At 73.5% G+C, this 18080-nt stretch carries 16 protein-coding genes and 1 tRNA gene; 12 read left to right on the top strand and 5 right to left on the bottom strand.

What is annotated here, in order from left to right; translation table 11 throughout:
• Positions 1-49 precede the first annotated feature (49 nt).
• Genes EDD29_RS37385 through EDD29_RS37350 form a run of 8 tightly spaced genes read left to right on the top strand, consistent with a single transcriptional unit; the run spans position 50 to position 10524 of the window.
• A complete protein-coding gene (locus tag EDD29_RS37385) occupies positions 50-2035 on the top strand; it encodes a hypothetical protein (protein WP_123668917.1) in 1986 nt (661 codons plus the stop codon).
• Positions 2032-3507, top strand: coding sequence for a GT4 family glycosyltransferase PelF (gene pelF / locus EDD29_RS37380; RefSeq protein WP_123668916.1), 1476 nt, complete (start codon positions 2032-2034; stop codon positions 3505-3507). Before EDD29_RS37385 ends, pelF begins: the two co-directional genes overlap by 4 nt.
• Complete coding sequence (locus EDD29_RS37375; RefSeq protein ID WP_123668915.1) at positions 3504-4883, top strand: hypothetical protein; 1380 nt, start codon at positions 3504-3506, stop codon at positions 4881-4883. Before pelF ends, EDD29_RS37375 begins: the two co-directional genes overlap by 4 nt.
• 45 nt (positions 4884-4928) lie before the next feature.
• Complete coding sequence (locus EDD29_RS37370) at positions 4929-5915, top strand: SDR family NAD(P)-dependent oxidoreductase (protein WP_123668914.1); 987 nt, start codon at positions 4929-4931, stop codon at positions 5913-5915.
• A 53-nt stretch (positions 5916-5968) separates the two neighbouring features.
• Positions 5969-6682 carry a sugar phosphate nucleotidyltransferase gene (locus EDD29_RS37365; RefSeq protein ID WP_123668913.1) on the top strand — a complete coding sequence of 238 codons (714 nt, stop codon included), beginning with the start codon at positions 5969-5971 and terminating at the stop codon, positions 6680-6682.
• A complete protein-coding gene (locus tag EDD29_RS37360) occupies positions 6679-7524 on the top strand; it encodes an NAD-dependent epimerase/dehydratase family protein (protein ID WP_123668912.1) in 846 nt (281 codons plus the stop codon). The genes EDD29_RS37365 and EDD29_RS37360 overlap by 4 nt, the downstream gene beginning before the upstream one ends.
• Entirely contained in the window at positions 7518-8246 is a 729-nt protein-coding gene (locus EDD29_RS37355; protein ID WP_148086224.1) for a spherulation-specific family 4 protein, read from the top strand. Before EDD29_RS37360 ends, EDD29_RS37355 begins: the two co-directional genes overlap by 7 nt.
• A 37-nt stretch (positions 8247-8283) precedes the next feature.
• Positions 8284-10524, top strand: a complete 2241-nt coding sequence (locus tag EDD29_RS37350) for a hypothetical protein (protein ID WP_123668910.1) — start codon at positions 8284-8286, stop codon at positions 10522-10524.
• 36 nt (positions 10525-10560) lie between these two features.
• On the opposite strand, the gene EDD29_RS37345 is transcribed toward EDD29_RS37350, so the two are convergent.
• From EDD29_RS37345 to EDD29_RS37325, 5 genes are all read right to left on the bottom strand, one after another.
• Positions 10561-11451, bottom strand: a complete 891-nt coding sequence (locus tag EDD29_RS37345) for a ribonuclease Z (RefSeq protein WP_123670927.1) — start codon at positions 11449-11451, stop codon at positions 10561-10563.
• Positions 11452-11512: 61 nt separating this feature from the next.
• Complete coding sequence (locus EDD29_RS37340; RefSeq protein ID WP_123668909.1) at positions 11513-12034, bottom strand: hypothetical protein; 522 nt, start codon at positions 12032-12034, stop codon at positions 11513-11515.
• Between the two features lie 141 nt (positions 12035-12175).
• Positions 12176-12928 (bottom strand): hypothetical protein, encoded by a 753-nt coding sequence (locus EDD29_RS37335; protein ID WP_148086223.1) that lies wholly within the window; start codon positions 12926-12928, stop codon positions 12176-12178.
• Positions 12929-13133: 205 nt separating this feature from the next.
• On the bottom strand, positions 13134-13442 hold the full coding sequence (mihF, locus tag EDD29_RS37330; RefSeq protein ID WP_123668907.1) for an integration host factor, actinobacterial type: 309 nt from the start codon (positions 13440-13442) through the stop codon (positions 13134-13136).
• 381 nt (positions 13443-13823) lie between these two features.
• Positions 13824-13895, bottom strand: a tRNA-Arg gene (locus EDD29_RS37325).
• A 127-nt stretch (positions 13896-14022) separates the two neighbouring features.
• Between EDD29_RS37325 and EDD29_RS37320 the strand changes: the two genes are divergently transcribed.
• The 4 genes from EDD29_RS37320 to EDD29_RS37305 all read left to right on the top strand — a co-directional run bounded on the left by EDD29_RS37320 (position 14023) and on the right by EDD29_RS37305 (position 17810).
• Positions 14023-14427, top strand: a complete 405-nt coding sequence (locus tag EDD29_RS37320; RefSeq protein ID WP_123670926.1) for a response regulator transcription factor — start codon at positions 14023-14025, stop codon at positions 14425-14427.
• A gap of 61 nt (positions 14428-14488) precedes the next feature.
• Positions 14489-15139, top strand: a complete 651-nt coding sequence (locus EDD29_RS37315; protein ID WP_123668906.1) for an anticodon-binding protein — start codon at positions 14489-14491, stop codon at positions 15137-15139.
• A complete protein-coding gene (lysA, locus tag EDD29_RS37310) occupies positions 15136-16530 on the top strand; it encodes a diaminopimelate decarboxylase (RefSeq protein ID WP_123668905.1) in 1395 nt (464 codons plus the stop codon). The genes EDD29_RS37315 and lysA overlap by 4 nt, the downstream gene beginning before the upstream one ends.
• An 11-nt stretch (positions 16531-16541) precedes the next feature.
• Positions 16542-17810, top strand: a complete 1269-nt coding sequence (locus EDD29_RS37305) for a homoserine dehydrogenase (RefSeq protein ID WP_211360130.1) — start codon at positions 16542-16544, stop codon at positions 17808-17810.
• Positions 17811-18080 lie beyond the last annotated feature (270 nt).

Raw genomic sequence — 18080 nt, 5'->3', positions numbered from 1 at the left:
GGATGAAAGACGCTACACACGGCAACAAGCTGATTACGGAGGAGACTCTATGAAAGGTCCCGGCATACGGGTCCTGTCGGTGTTCGCACTGACCGCGGGCCTCGTGGCCCTGCCCACGGCCGCCCAGGCCGCGGGGCCGCGGATCGACCTCAAGGTCCTCGTGGTGACCGACGGGTCGAGCCCGTCCGTCGCGGCGATGGCCGCCCAGCTCGACAGCGAGGGCGTCCCCTACGACCTCGTGGACCTGAGCGCGCCAGGCCGTCCCGCCATCACCCGCGCGTTCCTCCAGGACACCGTCGGCGGCGCGGCGCGGGCCAAGTACCAGGGCGTCGTCCTCCCGAACGCGGCCCCGTTCGGCGACGCCGCCGAGATGACCGCGCTCGCCGAGTTCGAGCGGCAGTTCGGCGTCCGGCAGATCAGCTCGTACGTGTACCCGACCCCCGACGTCGGCCTGGACTACCCCTCCAGCGCCGGGGAGCTGGACGGCACCACCGCGGAGCTGACGGCCACCGCCAAGGCCGGCGCCTTCCGCTACCTCAAGGGCGGCGTGCCTTTCGAGAACCTGGCGCCCTCCGTCCCCGAGACCTACGGCTACCCCGCCACGCCGCTCCCCGACGCGGCGGGAGCGCACTTCGAGCCCTACCTCACCTCCGGAGGCAAGACCCTCGCCGGGGTGTACAGCAGCGGCACCAGGTCCCAGATGGTGCTGACGTTCAGCGCCAACCAGTACCAGACCCAGTTCCGCGCGCTCGGCCACGGCCTCGTCACGTGGCTCACCAAGGGCGTCCACCTCGGCATCAACCGGCAGTACTTCAGCGTCCACGTGGACGACGTCTTCGCCCGCGACGCGAGGTGGAGCGGCGACCAGAACTGCACCCCCGGCGAGAACTGCACGGACCCCTCGGTCACCACCCCCGACATCCGGATGACCCCCGCAGACGTCACCGCGGCCGTCGACTGGCAGGCGCAGCGCGCGTTCCCCCTGGACCTGTACTTCAACGGCGGCACGAGCAAGGAGATCGTGGCGAACGAGGGCGGCGACCCCCTGCTGACCGCGTTCAAGCAGCAGCGGACGAAGTTCCGCTGGGCCAACCACACGCTCGACCACACTTACCTCGGATGCGAGCAGGACTTCACGGTCAGCCCCTGGGCGTGCAAGAAGGACGCCCAGGGCAAGCCGGTGTGGCAGACCCGCGCCTACCTCAAGGCCCAGATCGCCGACAACCGGACCTGGGCCGCCGGCCAGGGCTTCGCGCTCCAGGCCGACGAACTGGTGACCGGCGAGCACTCCGGCCTCAAGATCCTGCCGCAGCAGCCCGAGGACAACCCCAACCTCGCCCTCGCCGCCGCCGACACCGGCGTGAAGTGGCTCGGTTCGGACGCCTCCCGCGACTTCGACCAGCGCGCCGTCGGCGCCGCCCTGACCGTCCCGCGCTACCCGATGGCCAACTACTTCAACGTGGGCACCGCCGCGGAGATGGCCGACGAGTACAACTGGATCTACACCTCCAGGGCCGACGGCGGCAGCGGCATCTGCGAGGACAACCCGCAGATCATGACCTGCATCGACCCGCTGGACCCCGCGACCGGCTACCTGGGGCACATCGTGCCGCTGGACGCCAGGATCACCCTCGCGCACATCCTCCGCAACGACCCGCGGCCGCACTACGTGCACCAGTCCAACATGGCAGAGGAGCGCATCCTCTACCCGCTGCTCGACCGGGTGCTCGCCGACTACGGCGCGCTGTTCGCGGCCAACAGCCCGCTGGTCAACCAGCGGATGCGCGACAACGGCGCGGAGCTCAAGCGGCAGGCCGCCTGGCGCGCCGCGAGCAAGCAGGTCACCGCCTACCTCCAGGACGGCAAGGTCAAGGTCTCCGGCGCGCCCTCCGGCGTCCAGGTGCCGGTCACCGTGCCCGAGGGCACCAGGACGGGGCTGCTGAACCTCGTCGTCTTCGGCGAGAAGTACGCGGGTGAGCGCTCGGCCTACCAGACGGGCGCCGTCACCCTCACGGTAGGTGCGGCGACGGTATGAAGATCACCCTTGTCACCGAGGGCACCTACCCGCACGCGTTCGGCGGGGTGAGCGTGTGGTGCGACCAGCTCGTGCGCGGCATGCCCGAGCACGACTTCCGGGTCGTCGCGCTCACCGGCACCGGCCTGGAGAAGCGGGTGTGGGACCCGCCCGCGCATGTCCGCGTCGAGCCCTTCGCGCTGTGGGGCCCGGCCCCGCGCGGCAGGCGGCGGGCGGGCAAGGCGGCCCGCTCCTTCGCCGACGCCTTCCGTGCCCTGCTGGCGCTGACGGCACGGGGCGCGGAGGCGCCCGGGGGAGCAGGCGGCCGCGCCGCCGACACCGCGGAGACCGCCGAGTTCGACGGGGTCCTGCGTGCCCTGTTCGACCTCGGTCCCGGACTCGTGCCTGCCCTGGGTGACGAGGGACCCGTCGTCTGGCTGATGGAGGAGTGGGCGCGCAAGGCGATGCCCGAAGGGATCCGCCCGAGCGTGCACGACGCGCTCACCGCGGTCTCCCTGCTGGACCACGCGCTGCGCCCGCTGGCCCTTCCCCAGCCGAAGGACGACCTGACGCACGTCGTGTCCAACGGCGTCGCGGTGCTGCCCGCCCTCGCGGCGAAGTGGGCGCACGGGACGCCCATCTGCCTCACCGAGCACGGCATCTACCTGCGGGAGCGCTACCTCGGCTACGCCCGCGGCTACACCTGGCCGGTGAAGGCGCTCATGCTGCGGTTCCTGCGGCTGCTGTGCGCCGAGGGCTACCGGACGGCCGACCTCATCACCCCCGGCAACCGCTACAACCAGCGCTGGGAGGTGCGCTGCGGCGCCCGTCCCGAGGCCATCCGGACCATCTACAACGGGGTGGACCCCGGCGCGTTCCCCCCGGCCGGGCCGGAACCCGCCGTGCCCACCTTGAGCTGGGCCGGGCGGATCGACCCGATCAAGGACCTGGAGACCCTCATCCGGGCGTTCGCCCTGGTCCGCAAGGAGGTCCCCGAGGCGGTCCTGCGGCTGTTCGGGGGCGGCGACGCCGGATACCGCGCGAAGTGCGAGGCGCTGGCCGCCAAGCTCGGCGCGGCCGAGGCCGTCACCTTCGAGGGGCGGGTGGACGACATCCGCGACGCCTACGCGGCGGGGACGGTGGTGATGCTCTCCAGCATCTCCGAGGGCTTCCCCTACACCCTCATCGAGGCGATGACCTGCGGCAGGCCCACGGTCTCCACCGACGTGGGCGGCGTGGCCGAGGCGGTCGGGCCGGACTCCCGGGGGCGGGAGTGCGGCCTGGTCGTGCCGCCGCGCGATCCGGCGGCGATGGCCGAGGCGGCCCTGGGGCTCCTGCGCGACCGGGCTGGGCGCAGGAGCATGGGCGGCGCGGCGCGGCGCCGCGCGCTGGAGGACTTCACCGTCGACCAGGCGGTCGCCTCCTTCCGCACGGTCTACGCGGAACTGGCCGGCGCCCGGCCGCCCGCCGCGCGAGAGCCGGTGGGCGCATGACCGAGGTGCTCACCCGCTTCGACGACCTGGGCGACGACCTGCCCGACGGCCTCGTCCCCGACGAGACGGAACTGCCCGAGGGCCTTCCCGGTCTCCTGGCCTCCGCCGTCGACCCGCTGGAGGTGACCGCGGCCCTGGAGGCCGAAGGCTTCGGCGACAGGGCGGCCCACCGATACGGATTCGACGACGTGTTCACCCTCGCCCAGCGGCTTTACGACACCTCGGTCCGGCGGCCCCCGCGGCCGATCTCCCACGACAACCCGTGGGCCGCCGAAGGACCCCTGTGGAAGACGGCTCTGCGTTATCTCCTGCGCGGGGTGCTGTTCGGGCTCCCCGGCCTCGGCTACGTCGCGGCGGGCCCCCTGCTCGGGCAGCGCTCCGGTGGTCTCGTGCTCACCCTTTCGCTCGTCCTGTGCTGGCCCGTCTCCCAGGGCGTGGCGGCCATCGCCTACTCCCGGACGGACGGGGCGCGCAGGCGAATCCTCGCCTTGGGCGTCCTGGTAGGCACCCCGCTGCTGTCCCTCGTGGCGGCGGCACTGGGGATCGCGGTCGGATCGGGTCCGGCGATCATCGCCGTCGCCTGCGCGCAGAGCTTCTATCTGCTGGCCGCGACCGCCGCGCTCGTCATGGGCGCCGAGCTATGGCTGCTGGTCTGCCTGCTGCCGGGCACCGCGGTCACCCTCGCCGGGCTCGCCTGGCAGTTCCAGGTGTTCGGCTGGGCCCTCACCGGGCTGTCCGTGGCCGCGCTGGCGCTCGAGCGGACCCGCGGCGGCGAGGACCCCGGCGTGAGCTGGGTGATGGCCGCCAGGGCCGTGCCCTACGCGGCGTTCGGCCTGCTCGCGGGCGGCCTGCTCACCTTCACCATCGTCGCGGCCTACGGCGGCTACGGGGCCCCGGCCCCGGCGACCAGCGCCGCCATGGTCGCGCTGTCGGTGGCGATGGGCCCCGCCGAATGGCTGCTCACCGCGTTCCGGGCGCGCGGCCACGGGCTGCTGCACACCTCGGGCACCCCGCGGGCCTTCGCGGCGGGCGCGCGGAGCGCCTTCGGCGACCTGCTCGCCCGCTTCCTCCTGGCCTTGGCGCTGCTGCTCGGCACCGCCATCGGGATCGCCGGCCCGACGTCGGGGGAGGGCCGGGTCTTCGTGTGCTTCCTGCTCCTCGGCGGGGCCTTGGTCGTCGCGCTGATGCTCCAGTCGTTCGGCCGCACCGCGGCCCCGGTCGGGCTGTGCGCGGGCGCGCTGCTCGCCGAGACCGCGGTCCTCATGACCGCCGCGCCCGATCCGGGCGCGGTCCAGCTCCACGGCGCCGTCCTGCTCTTCACGGCGCTGCTCGCCTACGCGGTCGTGGTGCTCGGGCGCACCACGACGCACCGGTGAGACCCCTCAGATGACGCACTTCAAAGACGAAGAACGGACTCGTACATGCAGAACCTCGTCGCGGTGACCGGAGCCGACGGCTTCATCGGCTCCCATCTCGTGGAGCACCTCGTGGCACGTGGCCACCGGGTGCGGGCCATGGCCCAGTACAACTCCCAGGGCTCCTGGGGCTGGCTCGACACCCTCGCCCCCGACGTCCTCACGCAGGTCGAGGTGCAGCTCGGCGACGTGCGCGACCCCGGGTCCGTCGGCGCGCTCGTGGACGGCGCCGACGCCGTGCTCCACCTCGCCGCGCTGATCGCGATCCCGTACTCCTACCGGGCCCCGCGCAGCTACGTCGACACCAACGTGACCGGCACGCTCAACGTGCTGGAGGCGGTGAAGGAGCACCGGACGCCGCGCATGGTGCACACCTCCACCAGCGAGACCTACGGGACGGCCAGGACCGTCCCCATCGCCGAGACCCACCCGATCCAGACGCAGTCCCCGTACGCGGCGTCCAAGGCGGCCGCCGACAAGCTGGTGGAGAGCTACCACGCCAGCTTCGGCCTGCCCGTGGTGACGCTGCGGCCGTTCAACACCTTCGGCCCCCGCCAGTCGGCGCGCGCGTTCATCCCCACCGTCATCTCCCAGATCGCGGCGGGCATGACGGAGATCAAGGTCGGCGCGCTCAGCCCGACCCGCGACTTCACGTACGTGCGCGACACCGCGTCGGCCTTCCACGCCGCGATGGTCGCCCCCGGGATCGAGGGCGAGGTGTTCAACGCGGGCGTCGGCGGTGAGATCTCCATGGGCGACCTCGCCGCGACGATCGCCGAGGCCATGGGCAGGCCCGAGGTCCGGTTCGTCAGCGAGGCCGAGCGGATGCGGCCCGACGCGTCGGAGGTGATGCGGCTGGTCTGCGACTCGACCCGGCTGCGCGAGGCCACCGGCTGGCGGCCCGAGCACACGCTGCGGGACGGCCTCGCCGAGACGGCCGCGTGGCTCACCGGCAACCTCGACCGGTACCGCCCCGGCGTCTACGCCGTCTGACCACGCCCCTCACGTCGCGTCCGAACTTCTCTGATCTGCGAAAGGCCCGTCACATGCACGCTGTCATCCTCGCCGGGGGCAAGGGCGTCCGCCTGCGGCCGTACACCACGACGCTGCCGAAGCCGCTGGTCCCGATCGGCGACCAGTACTCCATCCTGGAGATCGTCCTGCACCAGCTCGCCGCGCAGGGCTTCGCCTCGGTCACCCTCGCCATCGGGCACCTCGGCCACCTGATCCGCTCCTACGTGGGCGACGGGGAGCGCTGGGGCCTGCGCGTCGACTACGCGCCCGAGGACTCGCCGCTCGGCACCATCGGCCCGCTGCTCGCCATGCGCGAGCTGCCCGACGACTTCCTGGTGATGAACGGCGACATCCTCACCGACCTGCGCTACGGCGAGCTGCTCGCCACCCACCGCGCGGCGGGGGCGCACCTGTCGGTCGCGACCTACCGCCGCGAGGTCAAGATCGACTTCGGCGTGCTCACCACCACCGCCGGCCGGATCACCGAGTTCGCCGAGAAGCCCAGCTTCGACTACCGCGTGAGCATGGGCGTCTACGCGCTGAACCGCGCGGTGCTCGACCGGTACACCCCGGGCCTGCCGCTCGGCTTCGACGAGCTCGTCCTCGACCAGCTCGCCGCGGGGCAGGGCCCCCTCGACTTCGCCTTCGAGGGCTACTGGCTCGACATCGGGCGGCCCGACGACTACGACCGCGCCAACGCCGAGTTCGACGCGCTGCGCCCGGCCCTGCTCGGGAGCCGCGGATGAGGCGGATGCTCCTGCTCGGCGCCACCGGGTTCCTCGGCGGGCACGTCGCGGACCGCGCCTCGGGCTGGGAGGTGGTCACCGCCTCCCGCACCGAGGACGCCGCCGACGTGAAGCTCGACCCCTCCCACGACGCGATGTGCGAACTCGTCAGGCGGCTGCGGCCGAGCGCCGTCGTCAACTGCGCGGGCGCGGTCTCCGGCACGCCCGCCGACCTCGTCGCGGGGAACGTCACCCTGGTGTCGGCGCTGGCCGAGGCCGTCCGGACCGAGGGCGGCAGGCTCGTGCACGTCGGCTCGGCCGCCGAGTACGGGCGGGTCACCGAGGGCGTGCCCGTGTCCGAGTCGACCGCGCCCAGGCCGGTCGGCGCCTACGGGATGACCAAGCTCGCCGGGACCGAACTCGCCCTCAGCGTGCCCGGCTCGGTCGTGCTGCGGGTGTTCAACCCGATCGGGCCGGGCGCGCCCCGGGCGTCGCTGCTCGGCGGGGTAGCCGGGCAGCTCGCCGACGGCGCCTCGGAGGTGCGCACCGGGCCGCTCGGCGCGGTCCGCGACTACGTCGACGTCCGGGACGTCGCCGACGCGGTGCTCGCCGCCGCGGCCAGGGCCGCCACCGGCATCCTCAACGTCGGCAGCGGCACCGCCACGGTCTCCCGCGACCTGGTGCGCTCCCTGCTCGCCCTCGTCCCCGGCCGCACTCTCGCCGAGGACGGCGACGGCTCGGCGAGGTCGGCCGCGGTGCCCTGGCAGCGCGCAGACCTCGGCACCACCACCGCCGCACTCGGCTGGACCCCCGTGACCCCCCTGGCGACCTCCGTCAGGGACCTCTGGGAGAGCCCTTGCTGAGCAGGCGCAACATGTTGTGCGCGATGTCGGCGGCGGCCGTGCCGTCGCCGGCCTGCGCCCTCGGGCCGCGCGTCATCGTCCCCGCCTACTTCGCGCCGCACGTGCGGCCCGGCCTGTGGGAGCGGGTGTGCGACGCGCGGCTGCGCTGCGTCGTGCTCAACGTCGCGAGCGGTCCCGGCACCGCGCCCGACCCGGTCTTCGCCCGCGCGCGGGACCGGATCGCGGCGCGGCGCGGGACCGTCGCGGCGTACGTGGACGTCTCCTACGGCCGCCGCGACGCCGGACTCGTCCTCGCGGATCTCAAGCGCTACCGGCGCTGGTACGGCGTCACCGACGTCTTCTTCGACCAGGTCCCGGCGGGCGTCGACGGCCTGGCCTACATGCACCGCGTCACCGGCAAGGCCCGTGACGCCGGAGCCGGGCTCGTCGTGTTCAACCACGGCACCTACCCGGATCCGGCCTACCTGGCCCTCGCCGACGTCCTCGTCACCTTCGAGGGCCCCGTCACCGCCTACCCGTCGGCCGAACCGCCCGCCTGGACGCTGCTCAGCGACCCGGGCCGCTTCTGCCATCTCGTCTACGGCTGCCGCCCCGAAGACCTGGAGGTCGTCACCGCCCTCGCCCGCCGCCGGAACACCGGCGTCCTTTACATCACCGACCGCGCCGGTGCCAACCCCTACGACGGCCTGCCGTCCTACTTCGAACGGCTCGTCGGCGGCTGACCGCCGACGGAAGCCACGCACCCATACGGAGCCGGGAATGCTCGACCTGAGACTGCGCGACACCCTCGACACCTCTCCGCTGCTCGCCTCCCGCCGCGGCCTCGTCGGCAGAGACGCAGAGCTGCGGGAGCTGGCAGGGCTGCTGCCCGCCTACGGCGCACTGACGCTCACCGGGCCCGCGGGCATGGGCAAGTCCGCCCTCGCCCGCGGCCTCGCCGGGCTGCTCGGCCCGCGCTACCCGGACGGCTGCGCGTTCGCCGACTGCGCCGCGCTGCCTCCGGACGCGGCCTCAGGCGCCGCCGCCGACCTGCTCCTGTCCGCCCTGCGCCTGGGCAGAGGACCGTCCGGGCCGCTCTCGACCGTGCTCGGCGCGGTCCGGGACCGGCGCGCCCTCCTCGTCCTCGACCACGTGGGGCAGCTGACGGCAGGGGCCCGCCGGGCCGTCGAGGACGTCGTCCGGGCGGTCCGTGCGGGCGACGGCGAGGGCGCGCACGTCGTGGTGGTCTCCCGGGACCCGCTCGGCACCGAGGGCGAGCGGGTCTGGCAGGTGCCGCCGCTGGACGGCGCCGCCGCCGTGCGCCTGCTGCTGCCGCGCCAGGCGCCGGGCCCGCCCGCGCTCCTCGGCCCGCCCGCTCCCAGGCACGCCGCCCAGCCTCCGGCCCCGGACGGGACCGGCGAGCCGGACACGCGCGCCGAACTCGCCGAACTGCTCGGCGGGGTGCCGCTCGCGCTGGAACTCGCCGGCGCGCTGCTCGGCCGGATCTCCGTGCGACGGCTGCGCGACCATCTGCGCCGCCGCCGCGACCTGCACGCCGCGTTCGGGCTGCCCTGGCCGTCGGGCGAGCGGGTCGCCGACTGGGTGGCCGACCTGCTGCCCGCCCGCGAGTCGGTCCTGCTGGGCCGGATGGCGGTCTTCCCCGGCCCGGCCGGTCCCGACGCCGTCGCCGCGGTCTGCGGGCACGCCCCGCTCAGCGCGGGGGAGGTGCCCGAGCTGCTGAAGTCGCTGACCGCCGCGGGCCTGCTCACCGAGGCGGGCACCCTGCGGCCCGGCCTCACCGAGTCGTGCGCGGCCCGCTGCGAGGATCCGGGACTGCTGCGCGACAGGTTGCTCGCCTACTGCCTGCTCACCGCCCTGGAAGGCCGCCGTCCCAGCGCCGCGGACACCCTCGCCGCGCTGGGCTGGGCGCTGCGGCCGGACGCCGGGCCCGCCGCGGTCCGCGCCGCCGCCGACCTGCTGGACGCCGCGGGCGCCGACCTGGCCGATGACACGGGCCCCGCCGAAGCCCTCGCCTGGACGCTCCGGGCGCTGCACCACCCGGCGGGGCTGCCCCGGCACGAGGCGGGCCTCCTGCACGCCCGCGCGGGCGCGTTGAAGGCGCGGATCGGCGACGACGCGGAGGCCAGGGCCCACTACGAGACCGCGCTCGGCCTGTTCGGGGTCGAGCCGCGGGGCCTGCGCCGCCGCGCCGAGGTGCTGGGCCTGCTCGTCGGCCTCGACCTGAGCGCCGCCCACCCGAGCACCGCGGCCCTGGTCGCGGGCGCCGCGGCCGAGGCCCGCGCGTCCGGCGACCCGCGCGCGATCACCGCGGTGCTGCCGTCCCTGGCGGTCGCGCTCGCCCACCTCGGGCGCGAGCAGGACGCGCTCGACCTGCTCGCCGAGGCCGAGGCGGCCGGGCCGCTGCCCGCCCCGGAGGAGGCCGCGTTCGTCCACCTGCGCGCGGGCGACCCGGTCGAGTGCCTGGCCAGGACCGCGCCCCTGACGTCCCGGGGCGGCCTCGTCGGGGCGCGCGCCCTGCTCGCCCGGGGCTGGGCGCGCATGGTCGGCGGCGACCTCCCCGAGGCCGCGGAGACCTTGGCGCGCGGCGAGGACCTGGCGACGGGAGCGGGCGCCCCCGCCATCGGCGCGCCCGCCCTTCTGGCCGCCTTCGACGAGGCGTTCGCGCACGCGGCCCGGCTGTCGGGCGACGCCCCGTCGGCGGCCCGCCGCACCGCACGGACGCTGCGCAGGGCCGTCGAGCGCCGCGACGTCCTCACCGGGGTCAGGGCCGGGTGCCTCGCCCTCGTCCTGCACGCCGACACCCATCCCGAGGCCGAGCGGATCGCCGGGATCGTCCGGGAGTGCAGGCTGCGCACCGGCCTGCCCGCCTGGCCGTTCCCGGACGCGGAGATCGCCGAACTGGAGGAGGCGCTGGGGGCGACCGGGGTCCCGCCCGCAGGGTGGTACCCCGACATCGTCCCCGCTCTGCTCGCCGAGCTCCTCGACCTCTTGGAGTCCTGAGACGGCCGGCGTGGAGGGGACCCGCGGAAGGGAGGGTCAGGGGGCGGCGCGCCGCGCCGGGACGGGCACGCGGTCGAGATCGTGCGCGAGGACGGCGCCGGGGAAGGCGGCCTGCTCGAGGAACAGAGGGTCGGCCGCCTCGTCGTACCGCTCGGAGAAATGGGTCAGCACGAGGGTCCGCACCCCGCAGGCGCGCGCCACCTCGCCCGCCTGCCGCGCGGTCAGATGGCCCCGCTCCTCGGCCTGCGCGGCCTCGGTGTCCAGGAAGGTCGACTCGATGACGAGCAGGTCGACGCCGTCGGCGAGGGCGTGCACGTTGTCGCAGAGCCGGGTGTCCATGACGAACGCCACCTTCTGGCCGGGACGGGGGACCGTGCACTCCTCCAGAAGCGGCCCGGACAGCTCACGGATCGCCGGGCCGGAGATGCCGTGGGCGCGCAGGCGCTCGGGGAGGAACGTCCGGCCGTCGGGCTCGGTGAGGCGATAGCCGTAGGTGGGGATGCTGTGGTCCAGCGGGAGGGCGGCCACAGTGAAGCCGTCGCCTTGGAGGACCTCACCGGGCCCGGAGACGGGATGCTCCACGAGGGAAGGAGCGCCGTAGTAGCTGGTCGCGTGTTTGAGCCGCTCCCAGTACTCGGCGCCTTCGGCCGGGTAGACCGCGTGGACGTCGTGCGGGACCCCGTCCCTGCCGAGGCGCTGCACGATCCCGGGGACGCCGAGGGAATGGTCGCCGTGGAAGTGGGTGACGCACAGCCAGCGCAACTCCGTCGCCGAGGCGCCCGCGTGGGACATCTGCCGTTGGGTGCCCTCACCCGGGTCGAACAGGACGCCCTGCCCGTCCCAGCGCAGCAGGTACCCGTTGTGATTGCGCCGCCGGGTGGGCACCGCCCCAGCGGTGCCCAGCACGATCAGTTCCCGTCTGGACATGACGCTCATCCTGGCGGGTGCCGCCGGGGATGTCAGATCCTTTTCGGGTGCCCGGACCCGCCTAGACGGAGGTGAGGGCGAGGCGGGGCGAGACGACGGTGCCGTCGGTCAGCGGGACGATCCACTGGTCGCGGTAGAGGCTGTGCAGGGCGAGGTGCAGGTCGTCCACTCCGGCGAAGCCGTTGACGTGGCTCTCGTGCACGAAGCTCGCCTCGTGGCCGACGGTCTCGATGCCCTGGAAGTCGATCGCGACGGCTTCCAGCACGGCGAGGTCCGCCGGGATGAAGTCGCCGTAGCGGGCGAGGATCGTCGCGCAGAAGTACTCGCCGTCGTCCCAGTCGGCCATCCAGTCCGACACCCACGGCTGGTCGAGGAACTCCGCGCGGTCCCAGACCAGCCCTGTCGCGGGCCGCCAGGCCGCCGCGTTCTCCGGATCGGCGGCCTGGGCGAGCTCCTCAAGGGTCAGCCAGGGCTCGGCAGGGGTGAGGCGGTACCGCGCCGGATCGTAGACCCGGCCCGCATAGGCCCGCCCTGTGCAGCGCCACAGCGGTCGGACCCGCCGCCCGACCCGCGATCTGCCCATCGCAACCCCCGACCCGTCTGAGCCCGTCAAGGACGCTGCGATCCTAAACACCCACCCCGCCCACCACCGCCCACGTCGTCCACATAAGGAGAATGCGCACCCCCGCTTTACCAGCCCGCCACCTGGGGGACGGGCCGGGGCTCAGCTCAGGCGCAGGCTGACGGGCAGGTTCGGGCAGCGCCACAGCGCCCGGAGCGACTTGCCGCAGGGCTTGGCGCGCGGGATCAGGTGGCGCAGCGGACCTCGGGCACGGCCCGCCCCGGCCGTCTCCCGGGTCCTGTCGTCGCCGGCCTCGGCGCCGCCGCCCGAGGGCGCGGCGGCCGGGTGCGGTTGGCCGTGCCCGTCGGCGGGATGCGGCGCGGGCGTCGCGCCCTGGTGCGCGGGGGTCGCGGCGGGATGCGCGGGCGCGCCCTCCGACGCGCCGGAGGGGCCGTACACGGGGGCGGCGGGGCTCGCCGGGTGCGCGGGGCCCTCGGCGGCCTCAGAATCGCCCCTGGGCTTGTCCGGCGCGCTCTGCGGCTCGGTCCCCGGGCCCTCGGGGGCGGCGTCCTGCGCCCCCTGGGAGGCTTGCGGGGCCTGCTGATCGGGCCGGACGCCGCCGACCGCGCCGGGCCGGGACGACAGCGGGGTCGAGGTCCCCGCGGTGGTCACCTCGGGGGCGCTCAGCCGGGGCGCGGCCACCCGCGTCGGCTCGGGCACCTCGGCCCAGTGCAGGGTGTGCTCGGCCTGTGGGGCCGCGAGGGTCAGCTCGGTCGGGGGCACGGACCCGGTCGACAGCAGGGCGAGGCCCACGATGGCCCAGCCGGACAACGCGAGGACGGGGAGGACGGACGCCACGACCACATGCCCTCGTGACGAAGGGGCAGCGGCGTGCGACGCTGTGTATCTGCTCACGGGGCGAGAGTTGCATAGCCCCGGGGAATCGGCTGGGCTTTTTCCTGCTTTCGCTATGGTTCCTCGAAGTGCCCGCACACCCCCTCACCTGCATGGTAATGCGCGGGGTAACCGTCCGAATATCGGTCAGAAAACGGCGGAACCCCGCCATGCGCGCGCATGGCGGGGTTCCGTTGCAAGTGGCCTATCGGCTCACGTGGGCGCCTCAGCCGCCGATCTCGGCCAGGAGCTTGGCGCGCTGCTGCTCGCCGAGGCCGCCGACGCGGCGGTTCTCGTCGATCCCGAGCTTCTCGATCAGGGCGGAGACCTTGGCGGGGCCGTAACCCGGCAGCGCCTTCAAGACCTGGGTGACCTTGGTCTTCTTGGCCACGGTGTCCTCGCGGGCCAGCACGTCGGCCAGCTTGAGCGTCCCAGCCTTCAGCGCCGCCAGCAGCTCGCTGCGGGCCTTGCGGGCTTCCTGGGCCTTGGCGAGAGCTTCGGCCCGCTGCTCGGGGGTCAGCGTCGGCAGAGCCATCGTTTCTCCTCGTTGTTGATCGAACCGTCCGCACCGTCGGCACGGACGTAGTGACCATCATGGCGAAGAGGACCGGCGGATGCCCACTTGAGCAGCGGATTAGTTCGATCTGACGGTGTCCGGTGACCCATCGTGATCGTTTTCGGTCCTCCGGTCGAGGCGCGCGGCCACGGCCAGAAGGCGCAAAGAGCGCGTTTTGAGTGCGGGATTGGCGGGTTGTTCGCGGCGTCTGACGACGGTGTTCATTCTCCTCCTGAATGCGCTGCGTGCGGAGGGGCCGTAGGCATGCAACGCGCAGGAGGGGCGCGGGTATTCCCGTGTGTTCGGAGAAGACGACGGAAAAGGCGCGGATCCGAAGATCCACGCCTTCTCGCGGTACTGCGCTCCCGGCAGGATTCGAACCTGCGCTTTTGCCTCCGGAGGGCAACGCTCTATCCCCTGAGCTACGGGAGCTTTGTCACTTGCGCGACGGGAATCAACAGTACCAGGGTTCAGGCGGGGGCGCGCACGGGTTCGTTTCGAGTGCGCCGCGGACCCGGGTAAGGCTAGCCTCAGCCCTGTGGTCGAGAAGCTCGGGCGGGTGCTGGTCGTCGATGACGACGAGGTGATTCGGCAGCTCATCGCGGTGAACCTCCAGCTTGAGGGGTTCGACGTGGCGACTGCCGTCGACGGGCGGGACTGCCTGGACAAGGTCCGTGAGGTCTCCCCTGACGTGATCACGCTGGACGTGATGATGCCGCGCCTCGACGGGTGGATCACCGCGGTCCGGCTGCGCGAGGACCCCGACACCGCGCACATCCGGGTGGTGATGATCACCGCGCGGGCGCAGGAGCGCGACCTGGACCGGGGCATGGAGATCGGCGTCGACGCCTACGTCACCAAGCCGTTCGACCCGGCCGAGCTGATCCGCACGGTCCGCCGCCTGTCGGCCGACCGGCCGGCGGAGCAGGCCCCGCGGCCGCCCGGGCCGCGGCCGCCGTCCTAGGCGGGGACCGCTCCGGATAACGGTTGGGTCGTCCACATGCTGGTCGGCTACCCTCGGGACCGTGACTCCCGGTGACCTCGACGCGGTGATCGTCACGGCGGTGCGCGCCGTGACCGGAGTCACCGTGCCCACCGCGGCGATCACCTGGGAAGACACCTACGTCTCTCCCGTCGCGGCCCGCCACCGGCTCCCCGCTGAGCCGATCGCGGGACGCGTCGCCGAGCACCCCGACATCTCACATGTCGAGACACGGGGTGCGGGCCTGCTCGCCGTCCGGCTGCGCGCGCCGGGGCGGATCGCCGAGGCGATCACGCGGGACCCGGACTACGGCACGGGTGCGGCGATCACGGCGGAATGGCCGGACCTCCCCAGAACGTTCGACAACCCGGGCTTCCGCGTCAGGTTCGCCCACGAGCGCGCCTGCGCCGTCGTGCGCCGCGCCCGCGACCTGGGCGTCCCGCAGGGCGACCCGGCGGCGCTCACCGCGCCGGGCGAGCGGAAGCTGCTCGGCCTGCTGGCGGGGTTCGACGGGCACCGAAAACCGGTGCTCCAGCTGGAACGTATCGCCGACGCCTACCACGACGTCCACGAGACCTTCCGCGAGGAGCCGACCCCATCGCACGGCGCCCGGGTGATACTCGCCGGGGCCGTGCGCGTCACCTTGAGCAACGGGCTGCGCAGGCTCGGAGAGACCCCAAGAGAGAGATTGTGAGCAGAGTTCACCCGGCGGGCGGCAGGCACGAGAACGTCCTGCCCGAAGAGCACCCGTCGCCGGCCCCGGCCGACCTGAACGACTTGGCCCCCCTGGTGTGGCCGCGGACCGCCCACCGCGAGGCGGGCGCCCTGAGCGTCGGCGGCGTCGACGTGCGCGACCTGGCCGCCGAGTTCGGGACCCCGCTGTACGTCGTCGACGAAGAAGACTTCCGCCAGCGCGCGCGCGAGTACGCCGCGGCCTTCTCCGACGGCAGCGTGCACTACGCGGGCAAGGCCTTCCTGTGCGGCGCCGTCGTGCGCTGGCTGGCCGAGGAGGGCCTGGGCCTGGACGTGTGCACGGGCGGCGAGCTCGCCCTGGCGCTGGCCGCCGGGTTCCCGCCCGAGCGGATCACCATGCACGGCAACAACAAGTCCGCCGACGAGCTCGTCATGGGCCTGGAGGCGGGCGTCGGCCGGATCGTCGTCGACTCCTTCGAGGAGATCGCCCGGCTGGGCTTCCACGCCGAGCGCCTCGGCCTGCGGCCCAAGGTCATGATCCGGGTCACCACCGGCGTCGAGGCGCACACGCACGAGTTCATCGCCACCGCCCACGACGACCAGAAGTTCGGGTTCTCGCGCGGCTCCGGCGCGGCCCTGGAGGCGGTCCGCCGCATCCTGGCGCTGCCCCAGCTGGAGCTGGCCGGCCTGCACTCCCACATCGGCTCGCAGATCTTCGAGACCGACGGGTTCGAGGTCGCCGCCCACCGCGTCGCGGAACTGCTCGTGGCGATCCGCGACGAGCACGGCGTCGTCCTGCCCGAGCTCGACCTCGGCGGCGGCTTCGGCATCGCCTACGTCGAGGGCGACGAGCCCATCGACGCCAAGCTCATCGCCGACAACATGCGCGACATCGTCGCCCGCGAGTGCAAGGCCTACGACCTGCCCGTCCCGAAGCTGACGGTCGAGCCCGGCCGCGCGATCGCGGGCCCCGGCGGGATCACCCTGTACGAGGTCGGCACGATCAAGGACGTCGAAGGCATCCGCACGTACGTGAGCGTCGACGGCGGTATGAGCGACAACCTCCGGACCGCCCTCTACGGCGCGGAGTACACCGCCGGGCTCGTCAGCCGCGAGTCCGTCGCGGACCCCACGCTGTGCAGACTTGTCGGCAAGCACTGCGAGAGCGGGGACATTGTCGTGCGTGACCTATGGTTGCCCGAAGATATTTCGCCCGGGGACCTGGTGGCGGTCGCCGCCACGGGCGCTTACTGTCGGTCGATGGCCAGCAACTACAACCACGTGACCAAGCCCGCCGTGGTGGCGGTGCGGGACGGCGCGGCGCGGGTCATCGTCCGGCGGGAGACGGTCGCCGATCTTTTGAGGCTCGACATGGAGGTTGGACAGCCGTGAAACCGGTGCGGGTGGCTTTGCTGGGGTGCGGCGTCGTCGGCACCGAGGTGGTCCGGCTGCTGCTTGAGCAGTCCGACGACCTGGCGGCGCGCGTGGGCGCGCCGGTCGAGCTGGCGGGCATCGCGGTCCGCAGGCCCGACCGGGTGCGCGAAGGCGTGCCCGCGGACCTCGTGACGACGGACGCCATGGGCCTGGCCACCCGCGCCGACGTGGACATCGTGGTGGAGGTGATCGGCGGGATCGAGCCCGCCAGATCCCTCATCCTCGGCGCCCTCAAATCCGGCAAGTCGGTGGTGTCGGCGAACAAGGCGCTGCTGGCCGAGGACGGCCAGACCCTGTTCGGCGCGGCCCGCGAGTTCGGCGTGGACCTGTACTACGAGGCTTCGGTGGCCGGGGCGATCCCGCTGCTGCGCCCGCTGCGCGAGTCCCTCGTCGGCGACCGCATCCACCGGGTGCTCGGCATCGTCAACGGCACCACCAACTACATCCTCGACCAGATGGACACGCACGGCGCCGGGTTCGCCGACGCGCTGTCCGAGGCGCAGGCGCTCGGCTACGCGGAGGCCGACCCGACCGCCGACGTCGAGGCGTTCGACGCCGCCGCCAAGGCGGCGATCCTCGCCCAGCTCGCCTTCCACACCCCAGTGACCGCGGCCGACGTGCACCGCGAGGGCATCACCGACGTCACCGCCCAGGACGTCGCGGGCGCCAAGGCGATGGACTGCGTCGTCAAGATCCTCGCGATCTGCGAGCGGGACGGCGACCGGGGCGTGGCCGTGCGGGTCCACCCGGCGATGATCCCCAGGACCCACCCGCTCGGCTCGGTGCGCGGCGCCTACAACGCGGTGTTCGTCGAGGCCGAGTCGGCGGGCAGCCTCATGTTCTACGGCGCCGGCGCGGGCGGCGCCCCGACGGCGTCGGCGGTGCTCGGCGACATCGTCGCGGTCGCCCGCAACCGGGTGAACGGCGCGTCCGGCCCGGTGGAGACCACCTACGCGGCGCTGCCGATCCTGCCGATGGGCGACACCGTCACCCGGTACTACGTCCAGCTCGACGTCGCCGACCAGGCGGGCGTCCTCGCCCAGGTCGCCGAGGAGTTCGCCCGCCACGGCGTCTCCATCCAGGCCGTCCGCCAGGAGGGCAGTGGCGAGGACGCCCGCCTCGTCATCGTCACCCACCGCGCCACCGACGCGGCCCTGAGCTCCACCGTGGAGTCCCTCCGCAGCCACGCGTCCGTACGCGAGGTCGCCTCGGTCATGCGGGTCGAGGGCGACATCTGATCACAGGCCGGGCGTACGGAGGCCCGGCGTGCCCGTGCCCGCACGATCGCCGGCCACCTCGTCCGGGCCCGGGCCCGGTCGACGATCGAGGACCGCCGCCTGGACACCTGGTACCGCGACGCCGGTGGCGCCGACCCCGGAGCGGGACCCCATGGGACCGCACCGGACGGACACCGCCAGGCGGCGGACTGGTTCGACACCTACTTTGAAACAGGCCTTAGACTCGCCTTCCATAAAGGCAGGTCACTCCCCGGTTCGGGTGTGCCCTTG

The sequence above is a fragment of the Actinocorallia herbida genome (assembly GCF_003751225.1).
In the GTDB taxonomy this organism is placed as follows: Bacteria; Actinomycetota; Actinomycetes; order Streptosporangiales; family Streptosporangiaceae; genus Actinocorallia; species Actinocorallia herbida.
This window is presented reverse-complemented; position numbering and strand designations above follow the sequence as displayed.

What these genes read in the sequence shown, in the direction of transcription:
- pelF (WP_123668916.1), top strand. Translation starts at nt 2,032, where the DNA reads ATGAAGATCACCCTTGTCACCGAGGGCACCTACCCGCACGCGTTCGGC.
- EDD29_RS37345 (WP_123670927.1), bottom strand. Translation starts at nt 11,451, where the DNA reads ATGTCCAGACGGGAACTGATCGTGCTGGGCACCGCTGGGGCGGTGCCC.
- EDD29_RS37365 (WP_123668913.1), top strand. Translation starts at nt 5,969, where the DNA reads ATGCACGCTGTCATCCTCGCCGGGGGCAAGGGCGTCCGCCTGCGGCCG.
- EDD29_RS37375 (WP_123668915.1), top strand. Translation starts at nt 3,504, where the DNA reads ATGACCGAGGTGCTCACCCGCTTCGACGACCTGGGCGACGACCTGCCC.
- mihF (WP_123668907.1), bottom strand. Translation starts at nt 13,442, where the DNA reads ATGGCTCTGCCGACGCTGACCCCCGAGCAGCGGGCCGAAGCTCTCGCC.
- EDD29_RS37360 (WP_123668912.1), top strand. Translation starts at nt 6,679, where the DNA reads ATGAGGCGGATGCTCCTGCTCGGCGCCACCGGGTTCCTCGGCGGGCAC.
- EDD29_RS37350 (WP_123668910.1), top strand. Translation starts at nt 8,284, where the DNA reads ATGCTCGACCTGAGACTGCGCGACACCCTCGACACCTCTCCGCTGCTC.
- EDD29_RS37370 (WP_123668914.1), top strand. Translation starts at nt 4,929, where the DNA reads ATGCAGAACCTCGTCGCGGTGACCGGAGCCGACGGCTTCATCGGCTCC.
- EDD29_RS37385 (WP_123668917.1), top strand. Translation starts at nt 50, where the DNA reads ATGAAAGGTCCCGGCATACGGGTCCTGTCGGTGTTCGCACTGACCGCG.
- EDD29_RS37340 (WP_123668909.1), bottom strand. Translation starts at nt 12,034, where the DNA reads ATGGGCAGATCGCGGGTCGGGCGGCGGGTCCGACCGCTGTGGCGCTGC.